Origin of the sequence: Moraxella sp. K1664 (genome assembly GCF_039693965.1) — a bacterium.
In the GTDB taxonomy this organism is placed as follows: Bacteria; Pseudomonadota; Gammaproteobacteria; order Pseudomonadales; family Moraxellaceae; genus Moraxella.
Genome location: NZ_CP155576.1, coordinates 195,078 through 220,851, shown reverse-complemented (window position 1 = coordinate 220,851; position 25,774 = coordinate 195,078). Strand labels below are relative to the sequence as shown.

24 protein-coding genes are annotated in these 25,774 nt (G+C 43.1%); 10 read left to right on the top strand and 14 right to left on the bottom strand.

The window, feature by feature from the left end:
- Positions 1-70: 70 nt before the first annotated feature.
- Positions 71-763 carry a hypothetical protein gene (locus AAHK14_RS01195; RefSeq protein WP_065256814.1) on the bottom strand — a complete coding sequence of 231 codons (693 nt, stop codon included), beginning with the start codon at positions 761-763 and terminating at the stop codon, positions 71-73.
- 66 nt (positions 764-829) lie between these two features.
- On the opposite strand from AAHK14_RS01195, the gene AAHK14_RS01190 reads away from it, so the two are divergent.
- Positions 830-1,312 (top strand): pilin, encoded by a 483-nt coding sequence (locus tag AAHK14_RS01190; RefSeq protein ID WP_065256827.1) that lies wholly within the window; start codon positions 830-832, stop codon positions 1,310-1,312.
- Positions 1,313-1,368: 56 nt separating this feature from the next.
- Here the strand turns inward: AAHK14_RS01190 and serA are convergent, their stop codons facing one another.
- A complete protein-coding gene (gene serA / locus AAHK14_RS01185; protein ID WP_065256815.1) occupies positions 1,369-2,595 on the bottom strand; it encodes a phosphoglycerate dehydrogenase in 1,227 nt (408 codons plus the stop codon).
- A 663-nt stretch (positions 2,596-3,258) separates the two neighbouring features.
- On the opposite strand from serA, the gene AAHK14_RS01180 reads away from it, so the two are divergent.
- The gene (locus AAHK14_RS01180) at positions 3,259-4,635 is read left to right on the top strand and encodes a diaminobutyrate--2-oxoglutarate transaminase (RefSeq protein ID WP_065256816.1); all 1,377 of its coding nucleotides are present in this window, start codon (positions 3,259-3,261) and stop codon (positions 4,633-4,635) included.
- Between the two features lie 120 nt (positions 4,636-4,755).
- A complete protein-coding gene (locus AAHK14_RS01175) occupies positions 4,756-4,980 on the top strand; it encodes a PT domain-containing protein (protein ID WP_346818213.1) in 225 nt (74 codons plus the stop codon).
- Positions 4,981-5,066: 86 nt separating this feature from the next.
- Here AAHK14_RS01175 and AAHK14_RS01170 read toward each other — a convergent pair whose 3' ends face one another.
- On the bottom strand, positions 5,067-5,216 hold the full coding sequence (locus AAHK14_RS01170; protein WP_156065240.1) for a hypothetical protein: 150 nt from the start codon (positions 5,214-5,216) through the stop codon (positions 5,067-5,069).
- On the opposite strand from AAHK14_RS01170, the gene AAHK14_RS01165 reads away from it, so the two are divergent.
- From AAHK14_RS01165 to AAHK14_RS01150, 4 genes are all read left to right on the top strand, one after another.
- Positions 5,198-6,781 (top strand): site-specific DNA-methyltransferase, encoded by a 1,584-nt coding sequence (locus AAHK14_RS01165; protein WP_065256817.1) that lies wholly within the window; start codon positions 5,198-5,200, stop codon positions 6,779-6,781. The two genes, AAHK14_RS01170 and AAHK14_RS01165, sit on opposite strands and share 19 nt — an antisense overlap.
- 72 nt (positions 6,782-6,853) lie before the next feature.
- Positions 6,854-7,975, top strand: a complete 1,122-nt coding sequence (locus tag AAHK14_RS01160) for a DEAD/DEAH box helicase family protein (protein ID WP_346818212.1) — start codon at positions 6,854-6,856, stop codon at positions 7,973-7,975.
- 4 nt (positions 7,976-7,979) lie between these two features.
- Positions 7,980-9,422: a hypothetical protein gene (locus tag AAHK14_RS01155; protein WP_346818211.1), complete on the top strand. Its 1,443-nt coding sequence runs from the start codon at positions 7,980-7,982 to the stop codon at positions 9,420-9,422.
- A gap of 51 nt (positions 9,423-9,473) precedes the next feature.
- Positions 9,474-11,018, top strand: a complete 1,545-nt coding sequence (locus AAHK14_RS01150; protein ID WP_065256819.1) for an aspartate aminotransferase family protein — start codon at positions 9,474-9,476, stop codon at positions 11,016-11,018.
- A 62-nt stretch (positions 11,019-11,080) separates the two neighbouring features.
- Here the strand turns inward: AAHK14_RS01150 and AAHK14_RS01145 are convergent, their stop codons facing one another.
- Positions 11,081-11,482 carry a DUF6636 domain-containing protein gene (locus AAHK14_RS01145; protein ID WP_346818241.1) on the bottom strand — a complete coding sequence of 134 codons (402 nt, stop codon included), beginning with the start codon at positions 11,480-11,482 and terminating at the stop codon, positions 11,081-11,083.
- Positions 11,483-11,639: 157 nt separating this feature from the next.
- Here AAHK14_RS01145 and AAHK14_RS01140 point away from each other — a divergent pair, with 157 nt between their 5' ends.
- Complete coding sequence (locus tag AAHK14_RS01140; protein WP_062500137.1) at positions 11,640-11,903, top strand: helix-turn-helix transcriptional regulator; 264 nt, start codon at positions 11,640-11,642, stop codon at positions 11,901-11,903.
- A gap of 48 nt (positions 11,904-11,951) precedes the next feature.
- Here AAHK14_RS01140 and AAHK14_RS01135 read toward each other — a convergent pair whose 3' ends face one another.
- From AAHK14_RS01135 to AAHK14_RS01120, 4 genes are all read right to left on the bottom strand, one after another.
- On the bottom strand, positions 11,952-12,686 hold the full coding sequence (locus AAHK14_RS01135; protein WP_062500138.1) for a TetR family transcriptional regulator: 735 nt from the start codon (positions 12,684-12,686) through the stop codon (positions 11,952-11,954).
- A gap of 404 nt (positions 12,687-13,090) precedes the next feature.
- Complete coding sequence (locus AAHK14_RS01130; RefSeq protein WP_065256821.1) at positions 13,091-14,401, bottom strand: hypothetical protein; 1,311 nt, start codon at positions 14,399-14,401, stop codon at positions 13,091-13,093.
- A 34-nt stretch (positions 14,402-14,435) separates the two neighbouring features.
- Positions 14,436-14,759, bottom strand: coding sequence for a ferredoxin FdxA (fdxA, locus tag AAHK14_RS01125; RefSeq protein ID WP_062499614.1), 324 nt, complete (start codon positions 14,757-14,759; stop codon positions 14,436-14,438).
- Between the two features lie 438 nt (positions 14,760-15,197).
- Complete coding sequence (locus AAHK14_RS01120; protein WP_227514765.1) at positions 15,198-15,764, bottom strand: hypothetical protein; 567 nt, start codon at positions 15,762-15,764, stop codon at positions 15,198-15,200.
- Positions 15,765-16,225: 461 nt separating this feature from the next.
- Between AAHK14_RS01120 and recJ the strand changes: the two genes are divergently transcribed.
- Complete coding sequence (gene recJ, locus AAHK14_RS01115; RefSeq protein WP_083108412.1) at positions 16,226-17,920, top strand: single-stranded-DNA-specific exonuclease RecJ; 1,695 nt, start codon at positions 16,226-16,228, stop codon at positions 17,918-17,920.
- Positions 17,921-17,963: 43 nt separating this feature from the next.
- Here recJ and queE read toward each other — a convergent pair whose 3' ends face one another.
- The 4 genes from queE to AAHK14_RS01095 form a co-directional block, all read right to left on the bottom strand.
- Positions 17,964-18,683, bottom strand: a complete 720-nt coding sequence (gene queE, locus AAHK14_RS01110) for a 7-carboxy-7-deazaguanine synthase QueE (RefSeq protein ID WP_065256823.1) — start codon at positions 18,681-18,683, stop codon at positions 17,964-17,966.
- Between the two features lie 67 nt (positions 18,684-18,750).
- Positions 18,751-18,999: a hypothetical protein gene (locus AAHK14_RS01105; protein ID WP_065256824.1), complete on the bottom strand. Its 249-nt coding sequence runs from the start codon at positions 18,997-18,999 to the stop codon at positions 18,751-18,753.
- Between the two features lie 186 nt (positions 19,000-19,185).
- A complete protein-coding gene (locus AAHK14_RS01100) occupies positions 19,186-21,810 on the bottom strand; it encodes a bifunctional aconitate hydratase 2/2-methylisocitrate dehydratase (protein ID WP_065256829.1) in 2,625 nt (874 codons plus the stop codon).
- A 258-nt stretch (positions 21,811-22,068) separates the two neighbouring features.
- Entirely contained in the window at positions 22,069-22,785 is a 717-nt protein-coding gene (locus AAHK14_RS01095; RefSeq protein WP_065256825.1) for an alpha-ketoglutarate-dependent dioxygenase AlkB, read from the bottom strand.
- A gap of 372 nt (positions 22,786-23,157) precedes the next feature.
- Here AAHK14_RS01095 and lipA point away from each other — a divergent pair, with 372 nt between their 5' ends.
- The gene (gene lipA, locus AAHK14_RS01090) at positions 23,158-24,222 is read left to right on the top strand and encodes a lipoyl synthase (RefSeq protein ID WP_065256826.1); all 1,065 of its coding nucleotides are present in this window, start codon (positions 23,158-23,160) and stop codon (positions 24,220-24,222) included.
- Between the two features lie 58 nt (positions 24,223-24,280).
- Here lipA and AAHK14_RS01085 read toward each other — a convergent pair whose 3' ends face one another.
- Positions 24,281-25,201, bottom strand: a complete 921-nt coding sequence (locus tag AAHK14_RS01085) for an IS3 family transposase (RefSeq protein WP_264753555.1) — start codon at positions 25,199-25,201, stop codon at positions 24,281-24,283.
- 2 nt (positions 25,202-25,203) lie between these two features.
- Positions 25,204-25,740: a helix-turn-helix domain-containing protein gene (locus tag AAHK14_RS01080; RefSeq protein WP_065256690.1), complete on the bottom strand. Its 537-nt coding sequence runs from the start codon at positions 25,738-25,740 to the stop codon at positions 25,204-25,206.
- Positions 25,741-25,774 lie beyond the last annotated feature (34 nt).

The following is a 25,774-nucleotide window of genomic DNA, read 5'->3' as shown; positions in this document are numbered from 1 at the left end:
GGGGATTTTTTTATCCTCCGTTGCTGTAAAACCACCGCCTAAAGTCGGTGGATATAAGGCAACTCCGCAATCATGAAATGGGTTTTTCACCAAATTTGGCAACAAATGTGTAATTCTCATCAAGAGCGATATAAGCTCCATTATATTTTGCCATCAGACTAATGATATAGACTTTACCGTATTTGGATTCGATGTCTTGTAAGGCTTGGGTGTCGTCATCGCTTATGGCTAAGGTTTTGCGTGTGGCGATGTCCGTGCTTTGGATAACATCTGGCATGGCATGAAGGGTGGTGTAGGGCTTATCTTTGTTGATAGGGTGATAGATGGCGATGGGTAATTTGCCAAGTTTGCCATAGGCGGATAAATCACCCAACTCAAAATCTGCCAGCTCACGATGACCGATGACCGAGGCGGTACTGTTAGGATAGACAATGACAGCAGAGGGTTTTTCTTGGTATAATGTATAAGTACCATAAATCAATGCCCCAAGCTGTACCGCTCCAATGATGACAAAGTCAGAGATGATTTCTTTTTTGGATTTGGCAGGATTATACACCAAAAAAGACAGCAGAGGCCCTAGTACTACGTCCACCAAAAACACCAAAGTGAGACCCTGCACTGCCCCTGCCATCGTAAAATAAAAATCAGGGTAGGCAAAAAACCACACCCACGCCAATAACAGTAAAAAGATAGTCAGGCAAACAAGAAAATGAATAAAACTGGCTTTTGCTTTGGCTTTGACGAGAGAAGCGAATGGTTTCATGGTGTATTAAGTTGGTACGAAAATTGCTTTAATTATATCAAATATTATTTTATTTGTGAAACTGCCATGAAAAACAACCCAACATTACAACAAGCTGGATTTGCGCTCATTGAGCTGATGATTGTGGTGGCAATCATCGGGACGTTGGCGGCGATTGCCCTGCCCATGTATCAAGACTACATCGCCAAAGCTCAGGTGAACCGTGTACATTATGAGATCAATGCGGCACGTACCATCATTGACTCCATTTTGTCAGATGGGAGATTGCCAACATTAGATCCAGATGTTGCAAAAAGTGATGATGATTATGAGTATATCGGCATGACCGAAGACCCTGCATCCAACTTGGTGTATATTGCCAGTATTGATGTCAATGGAGGTAGGTTTAATAAACTAACCGCCGAATTTGGTAAGCAGTCTTATAAGGCACTAACAGGGTCAAAAATATCTATGGTGCGTAGTGCAGACGGACAGTGGTCATGCATGTTAGAAGAAAGATCAGCTGGTTGGAAAGATAAATATACGCCAATATCGTGCAGAGAGCCATAAACAAATAAAACCACTCATCACGAGTGGTTTTATTTTGGGTTATTTAGAATGCACAATCAAAACAACACACGCACCTTAATGGTCTGGGGAATGGCACGCAGACGTTCTAGGGCTTTGGCAGAGTCGTTGTCGTCCACGTCCATGACCAGATAGCCGACATCGCCACGAGTCATCATTGACTGGGCGGTGATGTTGATGCCAGCGTCCGCAAAGGAGGCGTTGACCTGCGAGAGTACACCAGGGACGTTTTGGTGAATGTGTAGCAGGCGGTGGCTCTTGTCCGTGAATGGAATGGAGACGTTGGGGAAGTTCACTGCACTGGTGGTGTCGCCCATGTCAGAGTAGCGGACGAATTTGTCAGCGACTTCTAGACCGATGTTGGCTTGGGCTTCTTGGGTAGAACCGCCGACATGGGGAGTGAGAATGACGTTCTCAAAGGCACGCAAGGGCGAGATGAACTCTTCATCGGCTGATTTTGGTTCTTTGGGGAATACGTCAATGGCAGCCCCGAGTATCTTACCGCTTTCTAGGGCGGCGGCTAAGTCGTCAATATTCACACACCCGCCACGAGCAGCGTTGATAAAGAACGAGCCGTCTTTCATCTTGCCAAACTCACGAGCGGTCATCATATTACGGGTGCTAGGCAGGTCAGGGACGTGCAGGGTTACCACATCAGCTTTTTCTAGGAGTTCATCAAAACTGCCCACTTGCACGGCATTACCCAGTGGTAATTTGGTCAGCACGTCATGATAGATGACTTTCATGCCCAGTCCTTCGCACAGTACGGATAGCTGTGAGCCGATAGAACCATAGCCCACGATACCCATGGTCTTGCCACGCACTTCATAGCTGTCTTTGGCAGATTTGTTCCAGCCACCACGATGGACGACCGCATTTTTCTCAGGAATGCCACGCATGAGCATGATGGTCTCGGCAAGCACCAGCTCGGCAACCGAGCGGGTATTAGAGTAGGGGGCGTTAAAGACAGGAATGCCCAGCTCTAAGGCAGCGTCCAAATCCACTTGGTTGGTGCCGATACAAAAACAGCCAATGCAGATGAGTTTTTCGGCAGATTCTAGCACCTTGCGAGTGAGCTGGGTGCGTGAGCGGATACCGATGAAATGGGCGTCTTTGATTTTTTCGATGAGTTCATCTTCATCAAGGGCGGTCTTGATGTATTCGATGTTGGTGTAGCCAGCTTCGTTTAGCACTTTTAGGGCGTTGTCATGCACGCCTTCTAAGAGCAAAAAGCGGATTTTGTCTTTGTTAAGGGATAAAGTCATGAAAAATCCTTACAATAAAGAGTGGTTGGCAAAGATATAGTTATACACCCATTTGGCAGATTTTGCAAAGGATTTTGGGGGTTTTTTGTAACTTAATTAGAAATAAGGTCATTGGCAACTTGACTTTTGCAAAATTTTAAAGGAAATTTAAAAAATTCTCATCATGTATGCAAATGTTGGTTATCGGTAACTTTTTGTTTTGTCCTAAAAAACCATGATACAATAACTTAAATCGGCAGCAAAATGAAATTTTAGTTGTCAAATTTTGAACATGTGCTATAATTTGCCACTTTTTGCCACTTTTTGCCACTTTTTGCCACTTTTTGCCACTTTTTGCCACTTTTTGCCACTTTTTGCCACTTTTAAATTTTTAATAAGTTTACATTTGTTCTGTTAAATTTAAAAGTATTATTGCCGTGCAAGCGGTCAAATCATTGTCTATGATTACTCTTGCAAAACTGGTGTGCAATGGATGTTTCATTTTTACTTTATCGTTCATTGAACCACGCGCCGAACGTCATGACCTTGTTAAACCCAAATTTTAGTTGATAAATTGGGTTTGGGTTTAGGGATACAGTCATCAAATTTTCATATGTGATTGATAAGATTGAGATTGTATTCATAGGTTTTTCTTTTAACCCTTATCTGAGATGGTAATCCGATATGAGCGTTCATTCTGTAAATCATGCCCCAACAGCCCCCAAAGACGGTGCAACCAACGACTACTACTTGACTCGTCAAAACCAGATGGAGTCAAATGTCCGTAGCTACCCTCGCAAACTTCCATTAGCAATCGCCAAAGCACAAGGATGCTGGGTTACTGACGTAGAAGGCAACGAATACCTTGACTGCCTAGCAGGAGCAGGTACGCTAGCCCTAGGACACAATCACCCTGCCACCATCAATGCCATCAAAGACGTGCTAGAAAGCGGTTTGCCACTGCATACCCTTGACATCACTACGCCAATCAAAGATGCATTCACCGAAAAATTGTTGTCATTTTTTCCAAAAGATTTTGTCTTGCAGTTTTGCGGTCCAACAGGGGCTGACGGTACAGAAGCTGCCATCAAGCTTGCCAAAACCTATACAGGGCGTGATAATGTCATCGCATTCTCTGGCGGTTATCACGGCATGACGCACGGCTCGCTTGCCATGACAGGCAACCTATCCGCCAAAGAAAAAGTGGGTAATCTCATGGCGGGCGTGCAGTTTATGCCTTATCCACACGAATACCGCTGTCCGCTAGGGCTTGGCGGTGAGGCAGGCGTGGACGCTTTGACTTATTATTTTGAAAACTTCATCGAAGATGTAGAAAGTGGCGTGGTCAAGCCTGCTGCCGTTATCCTAGAAGCCATTCAGGGCGAAGGTGGTGTTGTCCCTGCTCCCAAAAAATGGCTCCAAAAGATTCGTGAAGTTACCGCCCGCCACGACATCGTGCTGATTTTGGACGAAGTGCAAGCAGGATTTGCTCGCTCTGGCAAGATGTTCGCCTTTGAACACGCCGAGATTGTCCCTGATGTGGTCGTCATGTCTAAGGCGGTGGGCGGTGGTCTGCCCCTTGCCGTGCTTGCCATTAACAAAAAATTTGATGCATGGTCGCCAGCAGGTCATACAGGTACTTTCCGTGGCAATCAGCTAGCCATGGCGGCAGGCTATAATGTCCTAGAACAAATCACCAACAACAACCTTGCCGAAAACTCACGCATTCAAGGCGAGTTTTTGCGTGATGAACTGCGTAAAGTGGCACAAGAATTCCCCTGTATCGGTCATGTGCGTGGACGTGGCTTGATGACTGGTATTGAGATTGTGGACGAGCGTAAATCCGCCGACCATATGGGGTCATACCCTGCCGACAGTGAGCTTGCGGTCGCTATCCAAAAAGCGTGCTTTGATAATAAGCTGTTGTTGGAGCGTGGTGGTCGTGGTGGTACGGTGGTGCGTTTATTGTGTCCGATTACCATTACTCGTGAAGAGTGTGAGCAGGTCATCACTCGCTTTAAAAAGGCGGTGGGCGAAGCGGTAAAAGCGGTTCGTGGCTAGGCGTTAATTGTCATTTAAAAATAAAGGCGTGCTAAATGGTACGCCTTTATTTTTGCCAAAAACTGGCTTTATGTTTATCAAAAAATTTGTTAAAATAAAAAATTTTACTTGACACTTGCTATGGAAAATCGCAAAATGAACCAACCAACCAACCAACCAACCAACCAACCAACCAACCAACCAACCAACCAACCAACCAACCAACCAACCAACCAACCAACCAACCAACCAACCAACCAACCAACCAACCAACCAACCAACCAACCAACCAACCAACCAACCAACCAACCAACCAACCAACCAACCAACCAACCAACCAACCAACAGCCTAAAAACTGCCCATAATACCGACTTTTTTGGTGAAAAATTAACCAAACTTCGCCAAATTCTCCCCGAAATATTTTCCGAAAATACCCTAGACCTAGAAAAACTCAAAACCCTACTGGGCGACCACCCTGCCCAAAACGAACGCTACGGCTTAAATTGGGCGGGAAAATCAACCGCCTATCAAGCCCTGCAACGTCCCACAAATAATACATTAGCCCCTTGTCCTGCCGAGAGCGTGGATTTTGATACCACACAAAACATTTTTATTGAAAGTGATAATTTAGAAGCCCTAAAAATATTACAAAAATCCTATGCAGGCAAAATCAAAATGATATACATTGACCCGCCTTATAATACGGGCAATGACTTTATTTATCACGATGATTTTAGCCAAAGCAAAAAAGAGTATGAAATTGCCACAGGCGATAGAAATATCAATGGCGAATTATTAAAATCCTTTAAAAAGAATAGCAAAGACAATGGGCATTATCATTCTAATTGGCTGAATATGATGTTGCCCCGTTTGCATTTGGCTCATACTTTACTTTCTGATGATGGCGTGATTTTTATTAGTATTGATGATAATGAACAGGCTCAATTAAAATTATTATGTGATGAGATTTTTGGTGGGGAGAATTTTATTAGTAATATTATTTGGGAGAAAAAATTTAGTCCGCAAAATGATGCTAAATATTTTTCCGAAAATCACGACCATATCTTATGTTATGCAAAAAATGCAGAATTTTTAAATATTGCATTATTGCCAAGAACAGATGAGTTAAATTCAAGGTATAAAAATATTGATAATGATACAAGGGGTGCTTGGACTTCTGGTGATTTATTAAGAAAAGATGTTCAGTCAAGCGGTATTTATACAATTACCACACCAAACGGTACTAAACATAATCCGCCAAGTGGCAGAAGTTGGCGAGTTTCGGAAAGCAAATTCTTAGAAATGGTTGCCGATAATCGTATTTGGTTTGGAGAAAATGGCGGAAATGTTCCAAGAATTAAAAGATTTTTAAGCGAAGTTCAAGACGGATTAAAAGCAACTTCTATCTGGAAATATAATGATGTTGGACATAACCAAGAAGCGAGCCAAGAATTAAGAAAATTATTTAATGGAGAAAGTTATTTTGATACACCAAAACCTGTAAAATTAATTAAAAATATTCTATTTTTAACAACCAAAAAGGACGATATAACCCTAGACTTTTTCGCAGGTTCGGCAACCACCGCCCACGCTGTCATGCAATTAAACTCAGAAGATAACGGTAATCGTCAGTTTATAATGGTGCAATTACCAGAATTAACCGATGAAAAAAGCGAAGCCTATAAAGCTGGATTTAAAACCATTAGCGATATCTCCAAAGAACGCATTCGCCGTGCAGGGGCAAAAATCAAAGCCGAAAATCCTGATAAAGCCCTTGATATAGGATTTAAGGTATTTAAACTAAGTGATAGTAATTTTAAAGCGTGGCAAATTGACGATGATGATATTGCCAAGCAATTAGAAATGTATATTGATCTCCTAAAAGATAATGCCAATGAGATGGATATTGTCTATGAATTGCTATTAAAGATGGGATTAAAATTAACGGCAGATATTCACTTTGAAAAGGGTGTTTATTGGCTAACTTGTGAAAATAAATCGTACGCCATTGTGCTAAATTCATTATCCCAAGATAAGTTTAATGCCATTATTGATAAAAAACCTGCCAAAACCGTTGTATTGGACAAAGCATTTTTAAATGACAGTGAAAAATCCAATGTGATTTTGCAATTTAAAGATGCTGGACTAAATTTTGAAAGTATTTAATTATTGGGGGAATAGTTAATGCAAATTCAATATGAGCATTTAGATTATCAAAAACAGGCGATTGATAGTATCGTGGATTTATTTCAAGGCGAAATCACGCATCATCAAGATGATTTTAGCTTATCGGATAAAGACAATGTGCGTGTGATTGCCAATGAATTATCATTATCCAAAGATGATATTTTTAATAATTTAAAAAATATCCAAACACAAAATCAGCTTTCTTTGTCTGATAAGTTGGATAATTTGTATTTTAGCGTAGAAATGGAAACGGGTACGGGCAAAACTTTTGTTTATTTAAATACCATTTTTGAGCTTTATCAACGCTATGGCTGGCGAAAATTTATCATTGTTGTGCCAAGTGTTGCCATTCGTGAAGGTGTATTGCAAACTTTAAATAGCACAAAAGCCTATTTTAAAGATGAATTTAATTCGCCAATTTATCATTATGGCGAATATAGCGGTCAAAAAACCAATGCATTAAAACATTTTGCGACAAGCACACATATTGAAATTTTGGTGATGAATATTCAATCTTTTGAAAAAGAAAGCAACATCATCAATCAACAGCGAGAAAATGGCGTGTTAATGGAGTTAATCCAAGCAACAAACCCAATCATTATTATTGATGAACCACAAAATATCAGCAGTGATAAACGCAAAAATGCCATTGAAAATTTAAATCCATTATTTGCGGTTGGATATTCGGCAACGCATAAAGAAATTATCAATAAAGTGTATAGCCTAAATCCTGTACAAGCATTTGAAAAGAATTTGGTAAAACAAATTGTCGTCAATTCTGTGGTGTCGCAGGATAAAAATAATGCTTTTATTGAATTAAAAGAAGTCATCAATAAAGGCGGATTAAAAGCAAAAATACTTATTGATGTTAATGAAAATAAAGAATTGAAAAGAAAAGTTGTTACTGTAACAACCAATGACAAAAATCATGATTTATATAAACTATCAAAACAAAATCCCAACTATCAAGGATTTATGGTTACAGGCATTGATTTAGAAAACAAAATAGTTAGATTTTCTAATGGTATAGAAATTGCCTGTGGCGTAAATTTGGATTATCTTAAAGATGATATGATGAAACAGCAAATTCACGCCACGATTAAAACACATCTGCAGCGTGAAAAGCAGTTAAATCCATTAGGCATTAAAGTATTGTCGCTATTTTTTTATTGATAAAGTGGAAAATTATCGCACCAATGCACAAGGTGAAATTGGTAAGTTTTATGAGTGGTTTGAAGAATTGTATGAATTAGAAACCAAACAATCAGCAAGTGGCGTACATAATGGCTATTTTAGCCAAGACAAAAAAGGCAATGCCAAAAATAGTAACGGCACAACCAAAGATGATAACAATGCTTATGAATTGATTATGAGGGATAAAGAGCGGTTATTGTCGCTTGATGAGCCTGTGCGATTTATTTTTAGCCATTCGGCATTAAAAGAAGGTTGGGATAATCCCAATGTTTTTCAGATTTGTACTTTAAATGAAACAACTTCACAAATCAAAAAACGCCAAGAAATTGGGCGTGGACTTCGTTTGCCTGTGAATCAAAAAGGCGAACGAATTTATGATGAACAGGTTAATATTTTGACCGTGATTCCCAATGAAAGCTATGAGCAATTTGCCAGCAGTTTACAGCAGGAATATATTGATGATTGTGGTATTAAATTTGAAAAATCTAATATCAAAGACGCTAAAAATGAACGCACGGTAACTTATCGTTTTGATGCGTTTACCGACCCACTATTTTTACAAATTTGGGAGCGTATTCGCCAAAAAACCAAATATCGTGTTGCATTTGATAGTGATGAATTGATTAAACTGGCAGGCCAAGCATTAAATAAAATGCCAGTCATTACCAAACCAAAAATTGAAATCAAAAAAGCAAGACTCATTCAAAATAGTGAAACGGGCGTACAGGCAGAAGAAATTTATTCTGATTATCAGTATTTGGACAAAAAAATTGCCATACCTGATATCTTAAAGACATTGCAAAATAAGACGGGATTAACTCGTCAAACTTTGGTTGAGATTTTAAAACAATCTGGGCGGATTGATGAAGTAAAAAATAACCCACAACGCTTTATTGAAATTGTGGCAGAAATCATCAATAATGAACTGTATGATTTGATGAAAAACGGCATTTATTATCAAAAATTAGATGAAGTTTATGAACAAAATCTGTTTGAGACTTATAAAATTTATGCCAATCAATACACTTTTTATATCAATAAAATGGAAAAAACCATTTATAATGGCGTGTTGGATTTGGATTCAAAAACTGAACATCAATTTGCAACCGATTGTGAGAATTATGATGAGCAAGTGGCATTTTACTTTAAATTACCCAAAAAATTTAAAATCCCAACACTAATCGGTAATTATAATCCTGATTGGGCGGTTGTCATCAATAAAAATGGCGAGCAGGTTTATTTTATTGCTGAGACCAAAAATACAGGCGATAAATCCATTCAAGATGGGGTGGTGGTTGATAAACTGAAGTGGGAAGAGCGGTTTAAGATTGCTTGTGCCAAGCGGTTTTTTGAAATAAATGATGAAGTGGGCTATCAGGTGGTGCAAAAAATCAATGAATTAACCGAAAATAATAAGGTGTATTAAATGATGCAAATATGCTAAAATAAAGCATTTTTTACTTTATAGGATGTAGCCATGCCAACTTTTGAACAACACCGCCAAGCCCTACTTTGCAATGATAGCCAGTCAATCGCCGATTATGAACGTGCGATGACGGACGCTGTCAAAGCGGTAACGGCATGGCTTAAAAACGACAAAATGTACACAGGCGGTAGCATTAAAGAGCTTCGTTCGCAAATCAGCTTTAATCCGCAAAAAGAAGGTTTGGGCGTACAAAAATCGCTTGACCGCCTTGTGGAGCTGTTTTTAAACAAAAGTCTAAAAGTTCATCACCCCCATTCGCTCGCTCATTTGCATTGTCCTACCATGGTAACTTCACAAATTGCCGAAGTACTCATCAACGCCACCAACCAATCAATGGACTCATGGGATCAGTCGCCTGCAGGCTCGCTCATGGAAGTTCAGCTCATTGACTGGTTACGCCAAAAGGTCGGCTATGGGGCAGGGCAGGCAGGCGTGTTCACATCAGGCGGTACACAGTCTAATCTTATGGGCGTGCTACTGGCTCGTGATTGGGCGATTAGCAAAAATTATCAAGACGACAACGGCAAAGCGTGGTCGGTACAGCGTGATGGCATTCCGCCTGATGCGATGAAAAAAGTCAAAGTGCTATGCTCAGAAAATGCTCATTTCTCCGTACAAAAAAACATGGCGATGATGGGCATGGGCTTTGCCTCAGTCGTTACCGTGCCTGTCAATGACAATGCCCAAATGGATACCAACGCCCTAGCCGACATCATGGCGGACTTGTACGCCAAAGGCAACATCGTGGCGTGTGTGGTGGCAACGGCAGGGACGACTGACGCAGGGGCGATTGATGACATCAAGACAATCCGTGCCTTGTGCGACAAATTCGGAGCGTGGCTACACGTTGATGCGGCGTGGGGTGGGGCGTTATTGCTATCCAACGATTACCGCTCTATGCTAGACGGCATTGAGCTGACCGATTCGGTTACGCTTGATTTTCATAAGCACTATTTCCAAAGCATTTCTTGCGGTGCGTTCTTGTTAAAAGACGAGCAAAATTACCGCTTTATGCACTATGAAGCCGAGTATTTAAACTCAGCTTATGACGAAGAGCATGGCGTGCCAAACTTGGTGTCAAAGTCTTTGCAGACCACTCGCCGATTTGATGCGTTAAAATTATGGTTCACGGTGGAGGCGTTGGGCGAAGAGCTGTACGGTTCAATGATTGACCACGGGGTAAATTTGACAAAAGAAGTGGCGGATTATATCCGTAACACGGACGGCTTGGAGCTACTTGTTGAGCCACAATTTGCGTCTGTCTTGTTCCGTGTTGTGCCAACTGGCTATCCTGATGAGTTTATTGATAGCCTAAATCAAAATGTAGCGGACGAGCTGTTTGCCCGTGGGGAAGCCAACATCGGCGTAACCCGTGTGATTGATAGCCGTCAAAATGTGCAGTCGTTAAAGATGACCACACTAAGCCCAATCGCCACGCTTGAAAACGTGCAAGCCTTATTATCGCAAGTGCTGGCAGAAGCCGAGCGTATCAAAGATGATATTAAAAATGGTACTTATACTCCGCCGATTGATTGAGTTTGGTTGAATTAAACGATAAAAAACCGATTAAGTGAATTAATCGGTTTTTTGTTTGGAAATTAAAACAAGGTTTGTTTGCTTTTGCTTAACTGAAAACCGTGCCCTGATTTATTCACACATCTCATGCCTGTGGTTTGGCTAGTGCAAGTCCAACCGTTGCCGTTGATTGACGAACCATAAGGGATAATCTTTGTAATATCTTCTGCTTCGTTTTCAGGCTCAAATTCATGATTGGTGCATTGAAGTTTGCCTTTGCCAGTTTGGTTTAAGGTAAATTCCAATCCAACGCCTTCACTGCATTTTGCAGGTTTTTTGGCAACGTTTTGAATGTAGCAAGTAAGGGCGTTGCCAGAACTGGTAATATTATCACCGCCACAGACAATATTACCACTAGGTATGGCAAAAACCTTATTATGGGTGTTTGCGTAGTTAAATGATGACCAGCCAGCAAAAGCGGTTATTGCTAAAATAGACCGCCACTGAGCAAAGCAATCTGCATAAGTTTTTTCATAAAAACTCCTATTGATGGGAAAGAACGTGATTAATACTACGATATTCGTAGTAAAAAATCAAGTAAAATATACGAAATTCGTAACTTTTTAATCTAGGGTAAAAGTTATGAGTTTGCAACAGATATTTACACGGCGTTTTAAGGTGGCTCGCAAGGCTAAAAATCTTACCCAAGAGCAGTTAGGCATCGCCATTGGTTTGGATGAATTTGTGGCAAGCTCACGCATTAATCGCTATGAAAAGGGTGTGCATTTGCCTGATTTGACCACATTAAATAACATTGCCAAAGCCTTAGATGTACCGCCTGCTTACTTTTTTGCTGATGATGAGTTGGCACAGATGATTTTGGCATATAAAAAAGCCGATAACTAAGTCTAGATTATCGGCTTTTAGGCTATCAGCTTTTGGTGTGGAGTTGATTTATTTTACATTTTCATCCAACACTGTCTCTTCGGTAGATTTCCAGTTATAGGCACCGTAGAGAATCATTTGCATTTGGCGAGTGCAATGCAACAGCATGGCCTCTTTGGCTTGTTCTAGGTCGCTATCAACAGGCTTGGTCTCTTCATCGTCTTCAAGCTCGGGGGCATAGGTCAAATCTAGCCAGTCGATAATCCATGAGAAACTTAAGTTTACCCCAATCTCGGCAAGCAAATAACGGTCGCTGGCACTGACATGTTCAAAAGAGGGTTGTAGGGCTAGGTCTTCACTCATGACCTTGGCAAAGGTTTTGATTTGTTCGCTGATGGCACGGCGAACCGCTTCTGAACCACCAAAACGCTCGGCAGCGATGAATTGCCAGTAGCGTGGCTGAGCGTCCACCGCTTTAAAAAATAGTTGCACGCTTTTGGCGATTTGGCGTTCAAAGGTGCGTTTTTTGCCAAACTGCATATGCTCACGCAGGGTTGATAGAGCATCACCCAGTTCGTCTTCTACCAATGATTTGCCCAACTCTTCCATGTCATCAAAATGACGATAAAAGGCGGTTGGCACCACGCCCACTTCACGGGTTACCTGACGTAGGCTGATAGAGCTAAACCCTTGCCCCATCATGCATAGGTCAAGCACGGCATTATAGAAAGCTTGACGGGTTTGGCGTTTTTTCTCTTCACGGGTTAGGGCTTTGGCTTCTTTGGTTTTGTCGGTCGTGGTCATAAGGCACCTTTCTTGGGTATTAATTGATAAATGATGGTAAAAGACAAATAAAAACGACCAAAATCCCAAGTTGCGTAGATTTTGGTGAATTATTGTTTATTATGTAGGGCGTGCCTGCCCTTTATAACACAATTCATATTTTAGAGCATTTATAGAAAGAAAACGATGTTTTTGCATGAAAAATGGCTAAATCTTGTTTTTCTGCGTCAAAAACTTGCTTGATAAAATAACTATCAAGCAAGTTTTTTCCTTGAAAAACGGGCGATTTTTCTCATTTTTCATTGCAAATACAAAAGGCAGGCACGCCCTAGAAAAATTTCAAAAATTGCAAGGCTTTTGGTGTGAATGGATATTTGAATGAATATCAATCAAGCCCAACAAACAATTTTTGATGTTGGCGTATATTATAACACATTTTTTTGATTAAAAAAGTGCATAAGTACACTAACGGCAACATCATGGCGACTGTCGGTGCGAAGTTGGGTCGTGGTGCGAGTAAGTTTGGCGATTTGTTCGCTAGGATTTGCCAGTACGTCCAGAGCATGACGGGCGATGTTGTCGGCATTTGCGTCATCTTGGATAAGCTCTGGCACGACAGCTTGCCCTGTTTGGTTGTGGGATAGGATGTTGGGCAGGGCGACATGGGGGGTTTTGACCAGTTGCTTGGCGATGGCGTAGGTTAGGACATTGACTTTATATACCACGACCATGGGGCGGTGCAGTAGCAGAGCTTCTAGGGTTGCCGTACCTGACGCTAAGATGGTCAGCTCACAGGCGCTCATCACATTTTGAGACAGTGAGAGCGTGGTCGGCAGTCGCCCTGCTTGACCGTCTTTGGCGGTTTGGGGAAAGATGATGTGGCATTTATCCAGCAGATGTACCGCTTGCTCTTTGATGAGCGATTTGACCAGATGAGCGTGTTCGTGGCTCACCACAGGTAGGATAAAGGCGTGGTCGCCCGCCTTGTCCAGTCTATCCATTGCCCCAATAAGCAGGGGTAAAATGGCGTTAATCTCACTGGTGCGAGAGCCTGCCATCACGCAGATGGGGCGAGCAGGGCTATGTTGCAGGCGAGCAAGTTCGGGAAATAGCGGACTATAATCGCTTAGAAACTCGCCATAAATCTCACGCCCTGACCGCTCATCAGGGCGTATCTTGTCAAGCAAGGGATGTCCCACGCACACCGCAGGGTGTCCATGCTTGTCATAGACCGCCGTCTCAAAAGGGAATAGACACAGCACCAAATCGGTGGCAGATTTAATGCCCGTGATACGCCCTTCACGCCACGCCCACACGCTCGGGCTGACGTATTGCACACAAAAAATGGGCTTGATGACCGATTTTTGTTTGAGACTTTTGGCAAGGCGTAAATTAAAATCAGGGGCGTCAATGCCCACAAAAATATCAATGCCAATGGATAAAAACTCATCCAAAATCTCTTTTTTGGCAAGCAATAAATCCGGCAAATGCTTGACGACTTCACCGATGCCCATGACCGATAGGCGGTTCATGTCAATAAGAGAGTCAAGCCCTGCCTTGGTCATCATCTCACCGCCCACGCCAACCCAGCGAATGCTCGGATAAATGGCATTCATTTTTGCCATAAAATCCGCCCCCAATGCGTCGCCCGACACTTCCCCTGCGACAATGCCAATGGTCAAGGGCTTGTCGGTAGGCAAGGCGGACAAATCAAAAGGGGGCGTGGTGTGGGTCATGATGTCTCGTGGGTTTGTGAGTGATTTTTAAAAATTAGCGTTCTAAATACTGGATTTTGCCTGCTACGCCGTCCCATTTTTCATGGTCGGGTAGGGCGTCTTTTTTCTCGGTGATGTTTGCCCATTCGTTGGCGAGTTCTTCGTTGATTTGGATGAACGCTTCTTGACCTGCTGGTACTTCATCTTCTGAAAAAATGGCGTTGGCAGGGCATTCAGGTTCGCACAAAGCACAGTCAATGCACTCATCAGGATTGATGACCAAAAAGTTTGGACCTTCATAAAAACAGTCCACAGGGCAAACCTCAACGCAATCGGTGTATTTGCAAAGAATGCAGTTATCAGTTACTACAAATGTCATGGCGATACCTTAGTTGTGTTTGGTTATGATAAAATGGTTTGGCTTGACGAGACTTTTTGGGCAGTTGTCCCTATGATGAGCTGATAAATGGTCATAAAAATAAGATTACCAAAATGTCCCATCAAAATAACACGACGACAAAATTGGTGTATATTTTATACTTTTTGGCAAATTTTCTCAAACCAAAGCAGGTGATTTATGAGACCAAAATACAAAATCTTTATTAAAAAATGCCAAAAAGTTGTAAATAGTAAAAGTGATTATTATTACAATGGCTAAAATGGGCGGTAAGTAAAGCAAATGGTAAAGTAGATAAACACAGTGAGAATGGCGTTAATGCTTGTCATTTTTTGATGGATTTTGATGGCGGTTTTGTCAAAAAAGCAAGGAGAGACCTTGCTTTATGTTTTAAATCAATGTTTTAAACCAATGCTTTAATCAAATCGTTGTGTCTGTTCTGTCTTGTTTGTCTTGCTGAGTGCCTTCTTGTTTAGACTGGCTCTGTTGTTGGGTTTGTTGTTGATTTTGCTGTTGCTGTGCTTCTTTGGCAATTTTGTGGCAACGTTCAATGTGGTCAAAGGCAATTCTGGTAAAAATCATATAACCTACCGTACCTGCGACGATTTGACCGCCTAGGGGGACATATTTGGCGACTTGTTTGCCAATCATACGACCGCCAAAGCCTTGTACAGTTTTATTAACGATACCACGAGTGGCAACCAATCCGCCCACACGAAGCACTTTTTCTTTGATATTTTTTTCACGAGCCGAAGCGGTGTCTTTGTCTTCTAGACCAAAACGTTCGGTGATTTGGGGTAAAAGTTTTCTTAGCATGCCAACATCAACCGCCACATCTAAAAAAGGAATGGGAACAATGGCAACGCCTGCTGAGACTTTGGCACGAGATTTGGCAAGTTCTTTGCATTCACGTTCTATCTTGTCTAGGTCAAGTCCACTGACATCCTTGACAACCAATGTGTCTGTACTAAGTTCGCTAAAATTCATGATAAGCTCCAAAATGTAATAAAAACTGATAATAAAACAAATCATACCACAGCCTGATGATTGTATTGTAATAAAGTTGCTAACAAAATGTATCAGTATGTAAATTTATATTCATGATTTGGGACAAGTTTTTGACTTTGGGCAAGTTTTGGCAAAACTGTGTTAAAAAACTGTGCTAAAATAACCACAAAGACAAATGCAAAAGAAAAAGAGAGTAAGTAATGAGTACGCAAAATCGCCAAGACGATGACAGTCCTTTTGATGGCTATCCATCGCCAAGCCTACCCAAGCCTGCCCAAGTGACAAGTACGCAAAAGTTTGCCAATGCCAATTTGTCGCACCTGACCAACACGAGTGTGCAGGATTTTGAGCGTGCCTTTGATAAAGTCGGACGGTTTACCCCTAAGCACCTGACACTTGTCCCACGTCATCAAGGTGATGTGCCTGATGAGCTAACCGCGATGTTTGGTGAGACGCTCGGGCGACTACTTGTGTCACGACAGATTGGCAGTATTGATGAGATGGACATGTCTGTGGCAAAGCTCCTGCCTGCGAGTGATTTATTGGGACTTGACGTGGGGGCGGATATCATCAGTCGTGCCATTGATGAGAATAAACGCATACTCATTGTGGGTGATTTTGACTGCGATGGGGCGACATCGACCACGCTCATGGTGCGGTGTTTGCGTGAGATGGGAGCGGACGTGCAGTTTTTGGTGCCTGACCGCTTTAAATTCGGTTATGGGCTAACCCCCGAAATCGTGGCACATGGTGCAGATGAATTTGACCCAAAACTTATCATTACGGTAGATAATGGCATATCTAGCCATGATGGGGTTGCCAAAGCCAAAGAATTGGGCATTGATGTTGTCATTACCGACCATCACCTGACAACAACGAGTTCACCTAAGGCAAGTGCGGTCATCAACCCCAATCAAGTCGGCTGTGAGTTCGGCAGTAAGTGGCTCGTGGGCGTGGGTGTGGCGTTCTATGTCATGGGACGTGTCGCCAAAATCCGCCGTGAGATGGGCAAATCCACCACACAAGTCGCCAAATATCTTGACCTTGTGGCATTAGGGACGATAGCGGACGTGGGTCATCTTGACCAAAATAACCGTATTTTGGTAACACATGGACTTAACGCCATTCGGGAAGGGCGGTGCTGTGTGGGGATTTTGGCACTCTTGGAGCAGGCGGGGCGAGACGTGCGTAAGATTACGGCAGATGATTTTGGTTTTGCCATTGCCCCACGCATTAACGCCGCAGGGCGTATGGATAATATGCGAACAGGGGTGGAGTGCCTACTGACTGATGATTTTGGCGAAGCACACCGTTTGGCGATAGAGCTGAACCGTCTTAATCACTCACGCCGTGCCATAGAAACGCAAATGCGTGATGAAGCCAGCAGTATCATTGATGAGCTACACTTATCCGATGAATCTGATGATAAGCCCAAATGTGTTGCCAAAGCCATTTGCCTGTATCAAGACAACTGGCACCAAGGCGTGATTGGTATCGTGGCAGGACGTATCAAAGAACAGTTATACCGTCCGACCATTGTCTTTGCCCCTGCCGATGCTGATAAAGTGGGTGATGACGACCTAATCAAAGGCTCGGGGCGGTCTATCGCAGGCGTGCATATTCGTGATGCCATTGAGACGGTGGCGATGGCAAATCCTGAGCTGATTTTGCACTTTGGCGGTCATGCGATGGCGGCAGGCTTGACCATTCATAAGCGGGATTTTGAGCGGTTTAAGGCAGAATTTTTGAAAGTGGTGGACGGCTTTGATGATGAGCTATTTAGCGAATTAAAATACACCGATGGCACGCTCATCCCTCCTGATTTTAGTCTGGCCTTTGTCCATGCTCTAAAAAATGTCAGCGTGTGGGGTAATGGCTTTTTGCCCCCTGCCTTTGATGGGGTCTTTGAAGTGGTTAATTTTCGCATTTTAAAAGACAAGCATTTAAAACTGACGTTGCGAGCCGATGGCGTGCAGTATCCGATAGATGCCATTTGGTTTAATTATGACGTGGACGAATGGGATTATCGGGCAAGTGCGGTGCATATTTTGTTTACCCTAGACATTAACGAGTGGCAGGGTAATCAGAGTTTGCAACTCATCATCAAGGATTTGGCGGTGTGTGCGATTGATTAGATTGAGATGAGATAAAAGCCGATGTTGATTATCGGCTTTTGTTTTATTTGCCCTTAGCGTCCGCCCAGATGATTTTGTGCAGTTGTAATTGAAAACGTACAGGCAAGCCGTCCGCCAAAATCCATTCGGCAAGCTCTACCGCCAAATTTGGCACGTCCGATTTACGCTCGTCTATATTAAACATGGGCGAAAACCACACCACACCGCATTTTTTATCAAGCTCATATTTTTGCAAAACGTCTTTTGCCCAATCATAATCGGCACGGTCAGCGATGACAATTTTGATTTGGTCGTTGTCGGTGAGATAATTTAGATTTTCCCACAGATTTTTATCCACTTCGCCTGATGATGGGCTTTTTAAATCCATGACTTTTGACACCGCTATTGGCACGTCCTTGACCGACAACGCCCCTGCCGTTTCCAATGAAATCTCATAGCCGTTATCAAGGAGTAATTTCATCAAGGCAATGGCGTTGGGCTGGGCAAGCGGTTCGCCCCCTGTTAGGCAAATGCGTTTGCAAGGATACTGTTTGATATGCTCCAAAATCGCATCAAGCCCCCAACGCTCGCCCCCTGTAAAGGAATAAGTCGTGTCGCAATAGACGCAGCGGAGCGGACAACCTGTCAGACGAATAAAAATGGTCGGCAAACCCATTGCCAAGGCTTCGCCCTGCAAGGAGTAAAAAATCTCCGTCAAACGCAAGCCTGCGGACGGGTCGGTGGTGGGAATAAAGGTGTTGCGTAAAGGGGTGGGGTTTGGCATGGTGTGTATAATTTGCAAAAATCGCTTATTTTAACAAATTTTGTGGGATTTTGGGGATTTTATTGTGTTAAAAATAAGCCAATTTATCGGCATTTGGCAAATGGGTGGGGATATTTTCATCTAGCCAAGCAAGCAGTTCGGTTTCGTTTTTGCCTTGTGGTAGAGTCAATCCATTTTGCAACGCCTGCTCTTTAGTTTCGTAGTCGTCAATGGCGTGCTTCATGCGTGCCATGTCAAAAAGCGGCTCTTGAATAATCAGGCTGTCATGCGATTTGGTTAGGCGAATGTCTTCATCAAAAGTAAGGTAGCTACCCATGCTTGTACGGCAGGGGGTAGGCTTGATAATTCTATAGTCATTGGGTTTTCCTGTTTTTAAATTATCGTGTATATGTTACTATAAAAGGTTTGTTGGTTTTTTCGCCATTAACTTGTCACAAAATAGTCCCCAAAAGCTAAGTGCCTTTGGGGACTGGTATGTGCTATGGTGCTTTATCAAATCAGATTAAGCAAGTTGTGCCACGCTGATTTTGTCTGATTTTTCGGTGTACTCAGCCATTTGGTCGAAGTTTAGGTAATTATAAACTTCAGCTTCCATGGATTCAAGTTTGCCTGCATACGCCATGTACTCTTCAACGGTTGGCAGTTTACCAAGTACCGATGCTACTGATGCAAGCTCGGCAGACGCTAGGTACACGTTGGCTCCTTGACCCAGACGGTTCGGGAAGTTACGAGTAGATGTCGAGACGGCAGTACAGTTTGGTGCGATACGAGCTTGGTTACCCATGCATAGCGAGCAACCTGGCATTTCGGTTCTGGCACCTGCTTGGGCGTAGGTGTTGTAATAACCTTCGTCCATCAGCTGGCGTTCGTCCATTTTGGTCGGTGGTGCAATCCACAAACGAGTGGTTAGGCTACCTGCTGGCACTTCTTGCAATAGTTTGCCTGCGGCACGGAAATGTCCGATGTTGGTCATGCACGAACCGATAAACACTTCATCAATCTTATCGCCAGCGACTTCTGATAGCAATTTGGCATCATCAGGGTCGTTTGGACAGCATAGGATTGGCTCTTTGATGTCGGCAAGGTCAATTTCATACACTTTGGTGTATTCGGCATCAGCATCGGCTTTTAGCAGGCTTGGGTTGTCTAGCCATTTTTGCATGTTCTCAGCACGGCGAGCCAATGTACGAGCATCGCCATAGCCCTCGGCAATCATCCATTTTAGCATGACGATGTTTGAGCGTAGGTACTCGGCAACTTTTTCTTCTGATACGGTAATCGCACAACCTGCTGCACTGCGTTCAGCAGACGCATCAGACAATTCAAACGCTTGCTCAACGGTCAAGTCATTTTCCATTTCGGTCAAGTCAATCTCTAGGATACGACCAGAGAAAATGTTTTTCTTACCCTTTTTCTCAACGGTCAAATCGCCTTCTTGAATGGCATAGTAAGGAATGGCGTGTACCAAATCACGCAAAGTAATGCCAGGTTGCATTTTGCCTTTAAATTTAACCAAAACAGACTCAGGCATATCCAGTGGCATCACACCAGTTGCAGCAGCGAACGCCACCAAACCCGAACCTGCTGGGAATGAGATACCGATTGGGAAACGAGTGTGCGAGTCGCCACCAGTACCCACAGTATCAGGCAGTAGCATACGGTTTAGCCATGAGTGAATCACACCGTCCCCTGGACGTAAGCTCACACCGCCACGGTTCATGATAAAGTCAGGCAGAGTGTGGTGCGTTACCACGTCAATCGGCTTAGGATAGGCAGCAGTATGACAGAATGACTGCATCACAAGGTCGGAGCTAAAGCCTAGGCACGCCAAGTCTTTTAGCTCATCACGAGTCATCGGACCTGTGGTATCTTGTGAACCCACAGTGGTCATCTTAGGTTCGCAGTAGGTGCCAGGGCGAATGCCTTGACCTTCTGGCAGACCACACGCACGACCGACCATTTTTTGGGCAAGTGTAAAGCCCTTGCCTGTGTCGGCAGGTTGCTCTGGGGTGCGGAACAAGGTGGACGGTTCAAGACCTAGCGACTCACGAGCCTTACCTGTCAAGTTACGACCGATGATAAGGTTGATACGACCGCCAGCACGCACTTCATCTAGTAGTACAGGAGTTTTTAGTTTGGATTCGGCAATTTGGTTGCCGTCTTTGAATGCGGTAACGGTTGCGGTGGCGTGGTCGATTTTTAGGGTAACTTTATCGCCCATGTTCATGTCGGTAACGTCAATCTCAACAGGCAATGCCCCAGCATCTTCCATGGTGTTAAAGAAAATCGGAGCGATTTTACCGCCTAGGCACACACCGCCGTCACGCTTGTTTGGAATGTGTGGAATGTCATCACCAAAGAACCATAGCACAGAGTTGGTCGCTGATTTACGGCTAGAACCTGTACCCACAACATCGCCCACATAGGCAACAGGATTGCCCTTAGCAATCAATTCTTTGATTTGGGTCAAGGGACCAACTTCGCCATTTTTTTCTGGGCGAATGCCATCACGCTCATTTTTTAGCATGGCGTTGGCGTGTAGTGGAATGTCAGGACGGCTCCACGCATCTTGGGCAGGAGATAGGTCGTCTGTGTTGGTCTCGCCAGTTACTTTAAAGACAGTAATGGTCATCTCGCTTGGCACGTCAGGACGGCTTGTAAACCACTCCGCTTCTGCCCATGATTCTAGTACCGCTTTGGCGTTGGCATTACCTGCTTTGGCTTTTTCTTCTACGTCATGGAACGCATCAAATACCAACAGGGTCTTTTTCAAGGCTTCTGCCGCCAATCCACCAAGCTCGGCATCATCAAGTAGCTCAACGAGTGGTGCTACGTTATAACCACCAAGCATCGTGCCTAATAGATACACCGCACGCTCTTTGGTAACCAGTGGAGAAGTCGCTTCACCTTTAACAATGGCGTTTAAAAAGGCGGCTTTGACATAGGCAGCTTGGTCAACCCCTGCTGGCACACGGTTTTCAAGCAAATCCACCAAGTAGTCTTCTTCACCTGCTGGCGGGTTTTTTAAGAGTTCTACCAAATCGGCAGTTTGGGCATCGGTCAATGGCTGTGGGGGTACGCCTAAGGCTTCGCGCTCGGCGACGTGGGCTCTGTATTCGGTTAGCATTTGCGACATAGCAATTCTCCATGATAGTAGGTCATAAGTGCTTGACAATGATTTTCATTATTACAATAATTATCAAGTGCCTAGACGTTGATTTAAAAGGCGTTTGCGCCTAAATTTCTCCCCTTTATCATACCCTAAAATCCACCCAAATTCAAAAAATTCTCTGCCATAGCCAATATTTATTTAAAAAATACCACCCATTTTTCAAGGTTTGGCATTGGGTATGATTTGGGCTTAGGCGACACGTGGAGCATTGGGTTATTGGCGTATTTTGATATTCCTAAACGTCAGATTCACCCGACTGCCCTGCGCTCGCTTTTGCTTGGGTATGCCGTGTTGCCAATGGTGCTGAATCTGCCCTGCCATAACAAGCAGACTGCCATGATATAAAGGCAATTCTAATTTTACCGCATGATTGTCTTTAAGCCTTAATAAAAATCGTCTGGTCTGCCCAAAACTTACCGACGCTATCAAAGGATTTGCCCCAAGCTCCGACTCATCATCGCTATGCCAGCTGATATAATCATCGCCAGTACGATAATGATTTAACAGCACGCTATTAAATCGCCTTTTGCAAACATCAAATAACACCTGATTGATGGTAAGTAGCTCATCCGTCCAAGCATTTGGCATAAGGCTAATGCCCGAATATGCATAAGGGCAATCCTTATCGCCATACCATGCCGACAGGCGGGGAATTGGGTGCGTTTTACCATACATATAAATGGTGTCTTGTTGCCAGTTGATATTGCCATCTGCCAATAAATAAGCCAAATGGTCATCACAGAATTTTTTATCAAAATAACATGGCGAATAATACAATCTGCCAAATGGCACCACAATAACCACGCCCTTACCGTCATCGTGCAGATAAGCGGTAAAGTCGGTATTCATAAAGTTACCGTTTTTGATTAATTGGTCTATGGGTAATTGATTTGGCGGTTGATTGTCAAAAATATCATTAAATAAATCCATGAACTTACCTTTTTATTTTAATTTTAAATAATTAGAATTCATTAAACCTTGATAACACCATTTACAATTTGCAAGTATTTTAAAATAACCATAATTCTAAAATAACCAAGTTTGACAAATGGTTATTTTATTTTTAAAAACAGCTTTAACTCACCCAAATTTTTACACCCATTTTAACAAATCAATCCATCATTGCCAATCCACGCTCATACCATACCCAGACCGCCTTTAAAAATGACAAAACCCTATCAACGACAAGGGTTTATGGCGACAACCCTACCCCCACGCCTTGATTTTTGTCATCGCTTTTTACCTTGAAATAAGGTAAAATATCCCAATTTATTTTCATATTTTTATAAAAATAGGCAAGCCATGACCGTCCAAACTTACACCCCAAGCCCAAAACCTGCCCCAAAAAAAGCCGTTCAAGGCGAAAAACTGCGTGGCTATGACAAAGTCGCTCGCATTCCCATTAAGGTCATTCCCACCGTTGAAGCCCCCAAAAAGCCCGACTGGATTCGTGTCAAATTATCCAGCCCTGCCGAAGTGGAGCGTATCAAAGGCACGCTACGCAAACAAAAACTCTACACCGTCTGCGAAGAAGCCGCCTGCCCCAACCTACCCCAATGTTTTGGAGACGGGACAGCGACCTTTATGATTATGGGCGACATTTGTACACGCCGTTGCCCGTTTTGTGAAGTCGCTCATGGCAGACCCAACCCCCTAGACGTGGACGAGCCACGCCACACCGCCGAGACAATACTTGGGCTTGGGCTAAAATATGCCGTCATCACAAGCGTGGACAGAGACGACCTAAAAGACGGCGGAGCGGGGCATTTTGTGGAAGTTATCCAAGAATCCAAAGCCCTAAGCCCCAACTGTTTGATTGAAATTCTTGTGCCTGATTTTCGTGGACGTGAAAAAATCGCCATTGACCTACTTGCCGAGACCGCCCCCGATGTCTTTAACCACAACATTGAGACCGTGCCACGCCTATACAAGGCATTTCGCCCCGGCTCGGACTATCAGCACTCACTAAACTTACTAAAAGAATACAAAGCACGCCGTCCCGATGTCGCCACCAAATGCGGATTTATGGTGGGGCTTGGCGAGACCGAAGAAGAAGTCTATGCCCTGCTTGACGACCTAAAAGCTCATGACGTGGACATCATCACCATCGGGCAATACCTAGCCCCAAGCAAAAACCACGCTCCTGTGGACAGATACGTCCACCCCGATGAGTTTGCCCGTTATACCGAATACGGCAAAAAATTGGGCTTTTTTAACATCTGGGCAAATCCTATGGTGCGTTCAAGCTACTTTGCCGACCGCCAATACTATGGCGAAGACTGCCCACCGCCTGTGCGTAGCTCAAAAGCCCTAGCCGAAGAGAAATTGGCAAAGGCAGAGCGTGGTGAGACGAGTGGATGTTTTTGATTAAAAAAAAGGGGCGGATATTGAACCGACCCCCAAATCTTAGACATAAGATTAAAGGTTAGGTTGTTGCAAGTGGTTGTATTAACCCTAATTGGACTAAGTTTCTGTACTTAACAGGACTTAGTCCTTTTAATTTGCTCTTTATTCTATCATGATTGTAGTAGTGTATGTACTCATCAATCACTTGTTTAAGTTCATCTGTTGATGTAAATGTGGTTGTCTCATAAAATATCTCTTGTTTTAGCGTACCAAAGAAGCTCTCTATCACAGCATTATCCAAACAATTGCCTTTTCTTGACATGCTTTGGGTTAAGCCTTGTTCTTTTAGGGTTTGTTGATACTGGTGCATTTGATAGTGCCAGCCTTGGTCTGAATGAATGATGGGTTTGTCATCCATCTTTTCTTGGCTTAGCTTGGATAGGGCATCATTTAACATCTCTTTGACCAACTCATACGTTGGTCTGTCCTTCATCGTATAACTGACAATCTCACCATTAAACAAGTCGATGATGGGCGATAGGTAGAGTTTTCTTTGAATGACACTGCCATCATTTGCCTTGTCTTGTACTTTAAACTCTGTGATGTCTGTTGCCCACTTTTGATTGGGTTTGTCTGCTTTAAAGTCTCTTTTGAGTATATTGTCCTGAATGGTATCTTTGCCCATTGTGCCTTTGTAAGTATTAAACTTACGTTGACGACGAACCAATGCTTTGAGTCCAAGTTTAGCCATCAGTCGTTGCACTCGTTTATGATTAATGACCATGCCTTTTTGGGCAAGCTGATTGTTAAGCTCTGATGTGATTCTACGATAACCATACCTGCCCTTGTGTTGGTGGTAGATGTGGTTAATGTGTTCTTTTAAGTCAAGGTCTTTGTCAGGCTTTGTACTTTGACGAATGTGGTAATAAAACACACTTCTTGGCAAGTTTGACACTGCCAATAAGTCAGCAAGTTTGTGCTTATGCCTTAATTCTTGGATGATCAGGACTTGTTCTTTGTTTGTACTGATTGTTCCTTTTGACGAATTAAGGCATCTAGCTTTTTTAGATAGTCATTCTCTGCTCTAAGATAGGCAAGTTCATCAAGCAAATCATCCACACTTTTTTCGTGGTCTTGTTTGGTTTTCCAAGTTGATTTGGTTTTATTAGCGTTGTGTTTGTTTGACATTGCTTTTTTGCCTTTGGGTTTGGGTATTAGTCCCATTATACCAAAGGCTTGGTAGGACTTTAACCAAGTTGACAGTAAAGAAGGTTGTGGCAGATTAAGCTCTATGGCAAGTTGTGTAAGCGATTTGCCCTGTTGTATGGCTTGAACGGCATTAAGCTTAAAATCTGTGTCATAGACAGCCTTTGTGTGTCGTCTTTTTATGCCATCAATGCCATGTGCTTGATAGAGTTTAACCCATAGCTCTACGGTTGTGTGGTTTAGATTAAAGTGTTTGGCGGTTTGTTTGTAGCCATGATGATTAAGATAATACCCAATCACAGACAGTTTAAAGTCGGTTGTGTATTTTGCCATAAAAAGCACCCCAAAGGTTAGTGTGTCTAACTTT

What these genes read in the sequence shown, in the direction of transcription:
- AAHK14_RS01105 (WP_065256824.1), bottom strand. Translation starts at nt 18,999, where the DNA reads ATGGGTAGCTACCTTACTTTTGATGAAGACATTCGCCTAACCAAATCG.
- serA (WP_065256815.1), bottom strand. Translation starts at nt 2,595, where the DNA reads ATGACTTTATCCCTTAACAAAGACAAAATCCGCTTTTTGCTCTTAGAA.
- AAHK14_RS01120 (WP_227514765.1), bottom strand. Translation starts at nt 15,764, where the DNA reads ATGAATTTTAGCGAACTTAGTACAGACACATTGGTTGTCAAGGATGTC.
- AAHK14_RS01195 (WP_065256814.1), bottom strand. Translation starts at nt 763, where the DNA reads ATGAAACCATTCGCTTCTCTCGTCAAAGCCAAAGCAAAAGCCAGTTTT.
- AAHK14_RS01140 (WP_062500137.1), top strand. Translation starts at nt 11,640, where the DNA reads ATGAGTTTGCAACAGATATTTACACGGCGTTTTAAGGTGGCTCGCAAG.
- AAHK14_RS01130 (WP_065256821.1), bottom strand. Translation starts at nt 14,401, where the DNA reads ATGACCCACACCACGCCCCCTTTTGATTTGTCCGCCTTGCCTACCGAC.
- recJ (WP_083108412.1), top strand. Translation starts at nt 16,226, where the DNA reads ATGTTTGGTGAGACGCTCGGGCGACTACTTGTGTCACGACAGATTGGC.
- AAHK14_RS01150 (WP_065256819.1), top strand. Translation starts at nt 9,474, where the DNA reads ATGCCAACTTTTGAACAACACCGCCAAGCCCTACTTTGCAATGATAGC.
- AAHK14_RS01100 (WP_065256829.1), bottom strand. Translation starts at nt 21,810, where the DNA reads ATGCTAACCGAATACAGAGCCCACGTCGCCGAGCGCGAAGCCTTAGGC.
- AAHK14_RS01135 (WP_062500138.1), bottom strand. Translation starts at nt 12,686, where the DNA reads ATGACCACGACCGACAAAACCAAAGAAGCCAAAGCCCTAACCCGTGAA.
- lipA (WP_065256826.1), top strand. Translation starts at nt 23,158, where the DNA reads ATGACCGTCCAAACTTACACCCCAAGCCCAAAACCTGCCCCAAAAAAA.
- queE (WP_065256823.1), bottom strand. Translation starts at nt 18,683, where the DNA reads ATGCCAAACCCCACCCCTTTACGCAACACCTTTATTCCCACCACCGAC.
- fdxA (WP_062499614.1), bottom strand. Translation starts at nt 14,759, where the DNA reads ATGACATTTGTAGTAACTGATAACTGCATTCTTTGCAAATACACCGAT.
- AAHK14_RS01095 (WP_065256825.1), bottom strand. Translation starts at nt 22,785, where the DNA reads ATGGATTTATTTAATGATATTTTTGACAATCAACCGCCAAATCAATTA.
- AAHK14_RS01180 (WP_065256816.1), top strand. Translation starts at nt 3,259, where the DNA reads ATGAGCGTTCATTCTGTAAATCATGCCCCAACAGCCCCCAAAGACGGT.
- AAHK14_RS01190 (WP_065256827.1), top strand. Translation starts at nt 830, where the DNA reads ATGAAAAACAACCCAACATTACAACAAGCTGGATTTGCGCTCATTGAG.
- AAHK14_RS01080 (WP_065256690.1), bottom strand. Translation starts at nt 25,740, where the DNA reads ATGGCAAAATACACAACCGACTTTAAACTGTCTGTGATTGGGTATTAT.
- AAHK14_RS01175 (WP_346818213.1), top strand. Translation starts at nt 4,756, where the DNA reads ATGGAAAATCGCAAAATGAACCAACCAACCAACCAACCAACCAACCAA.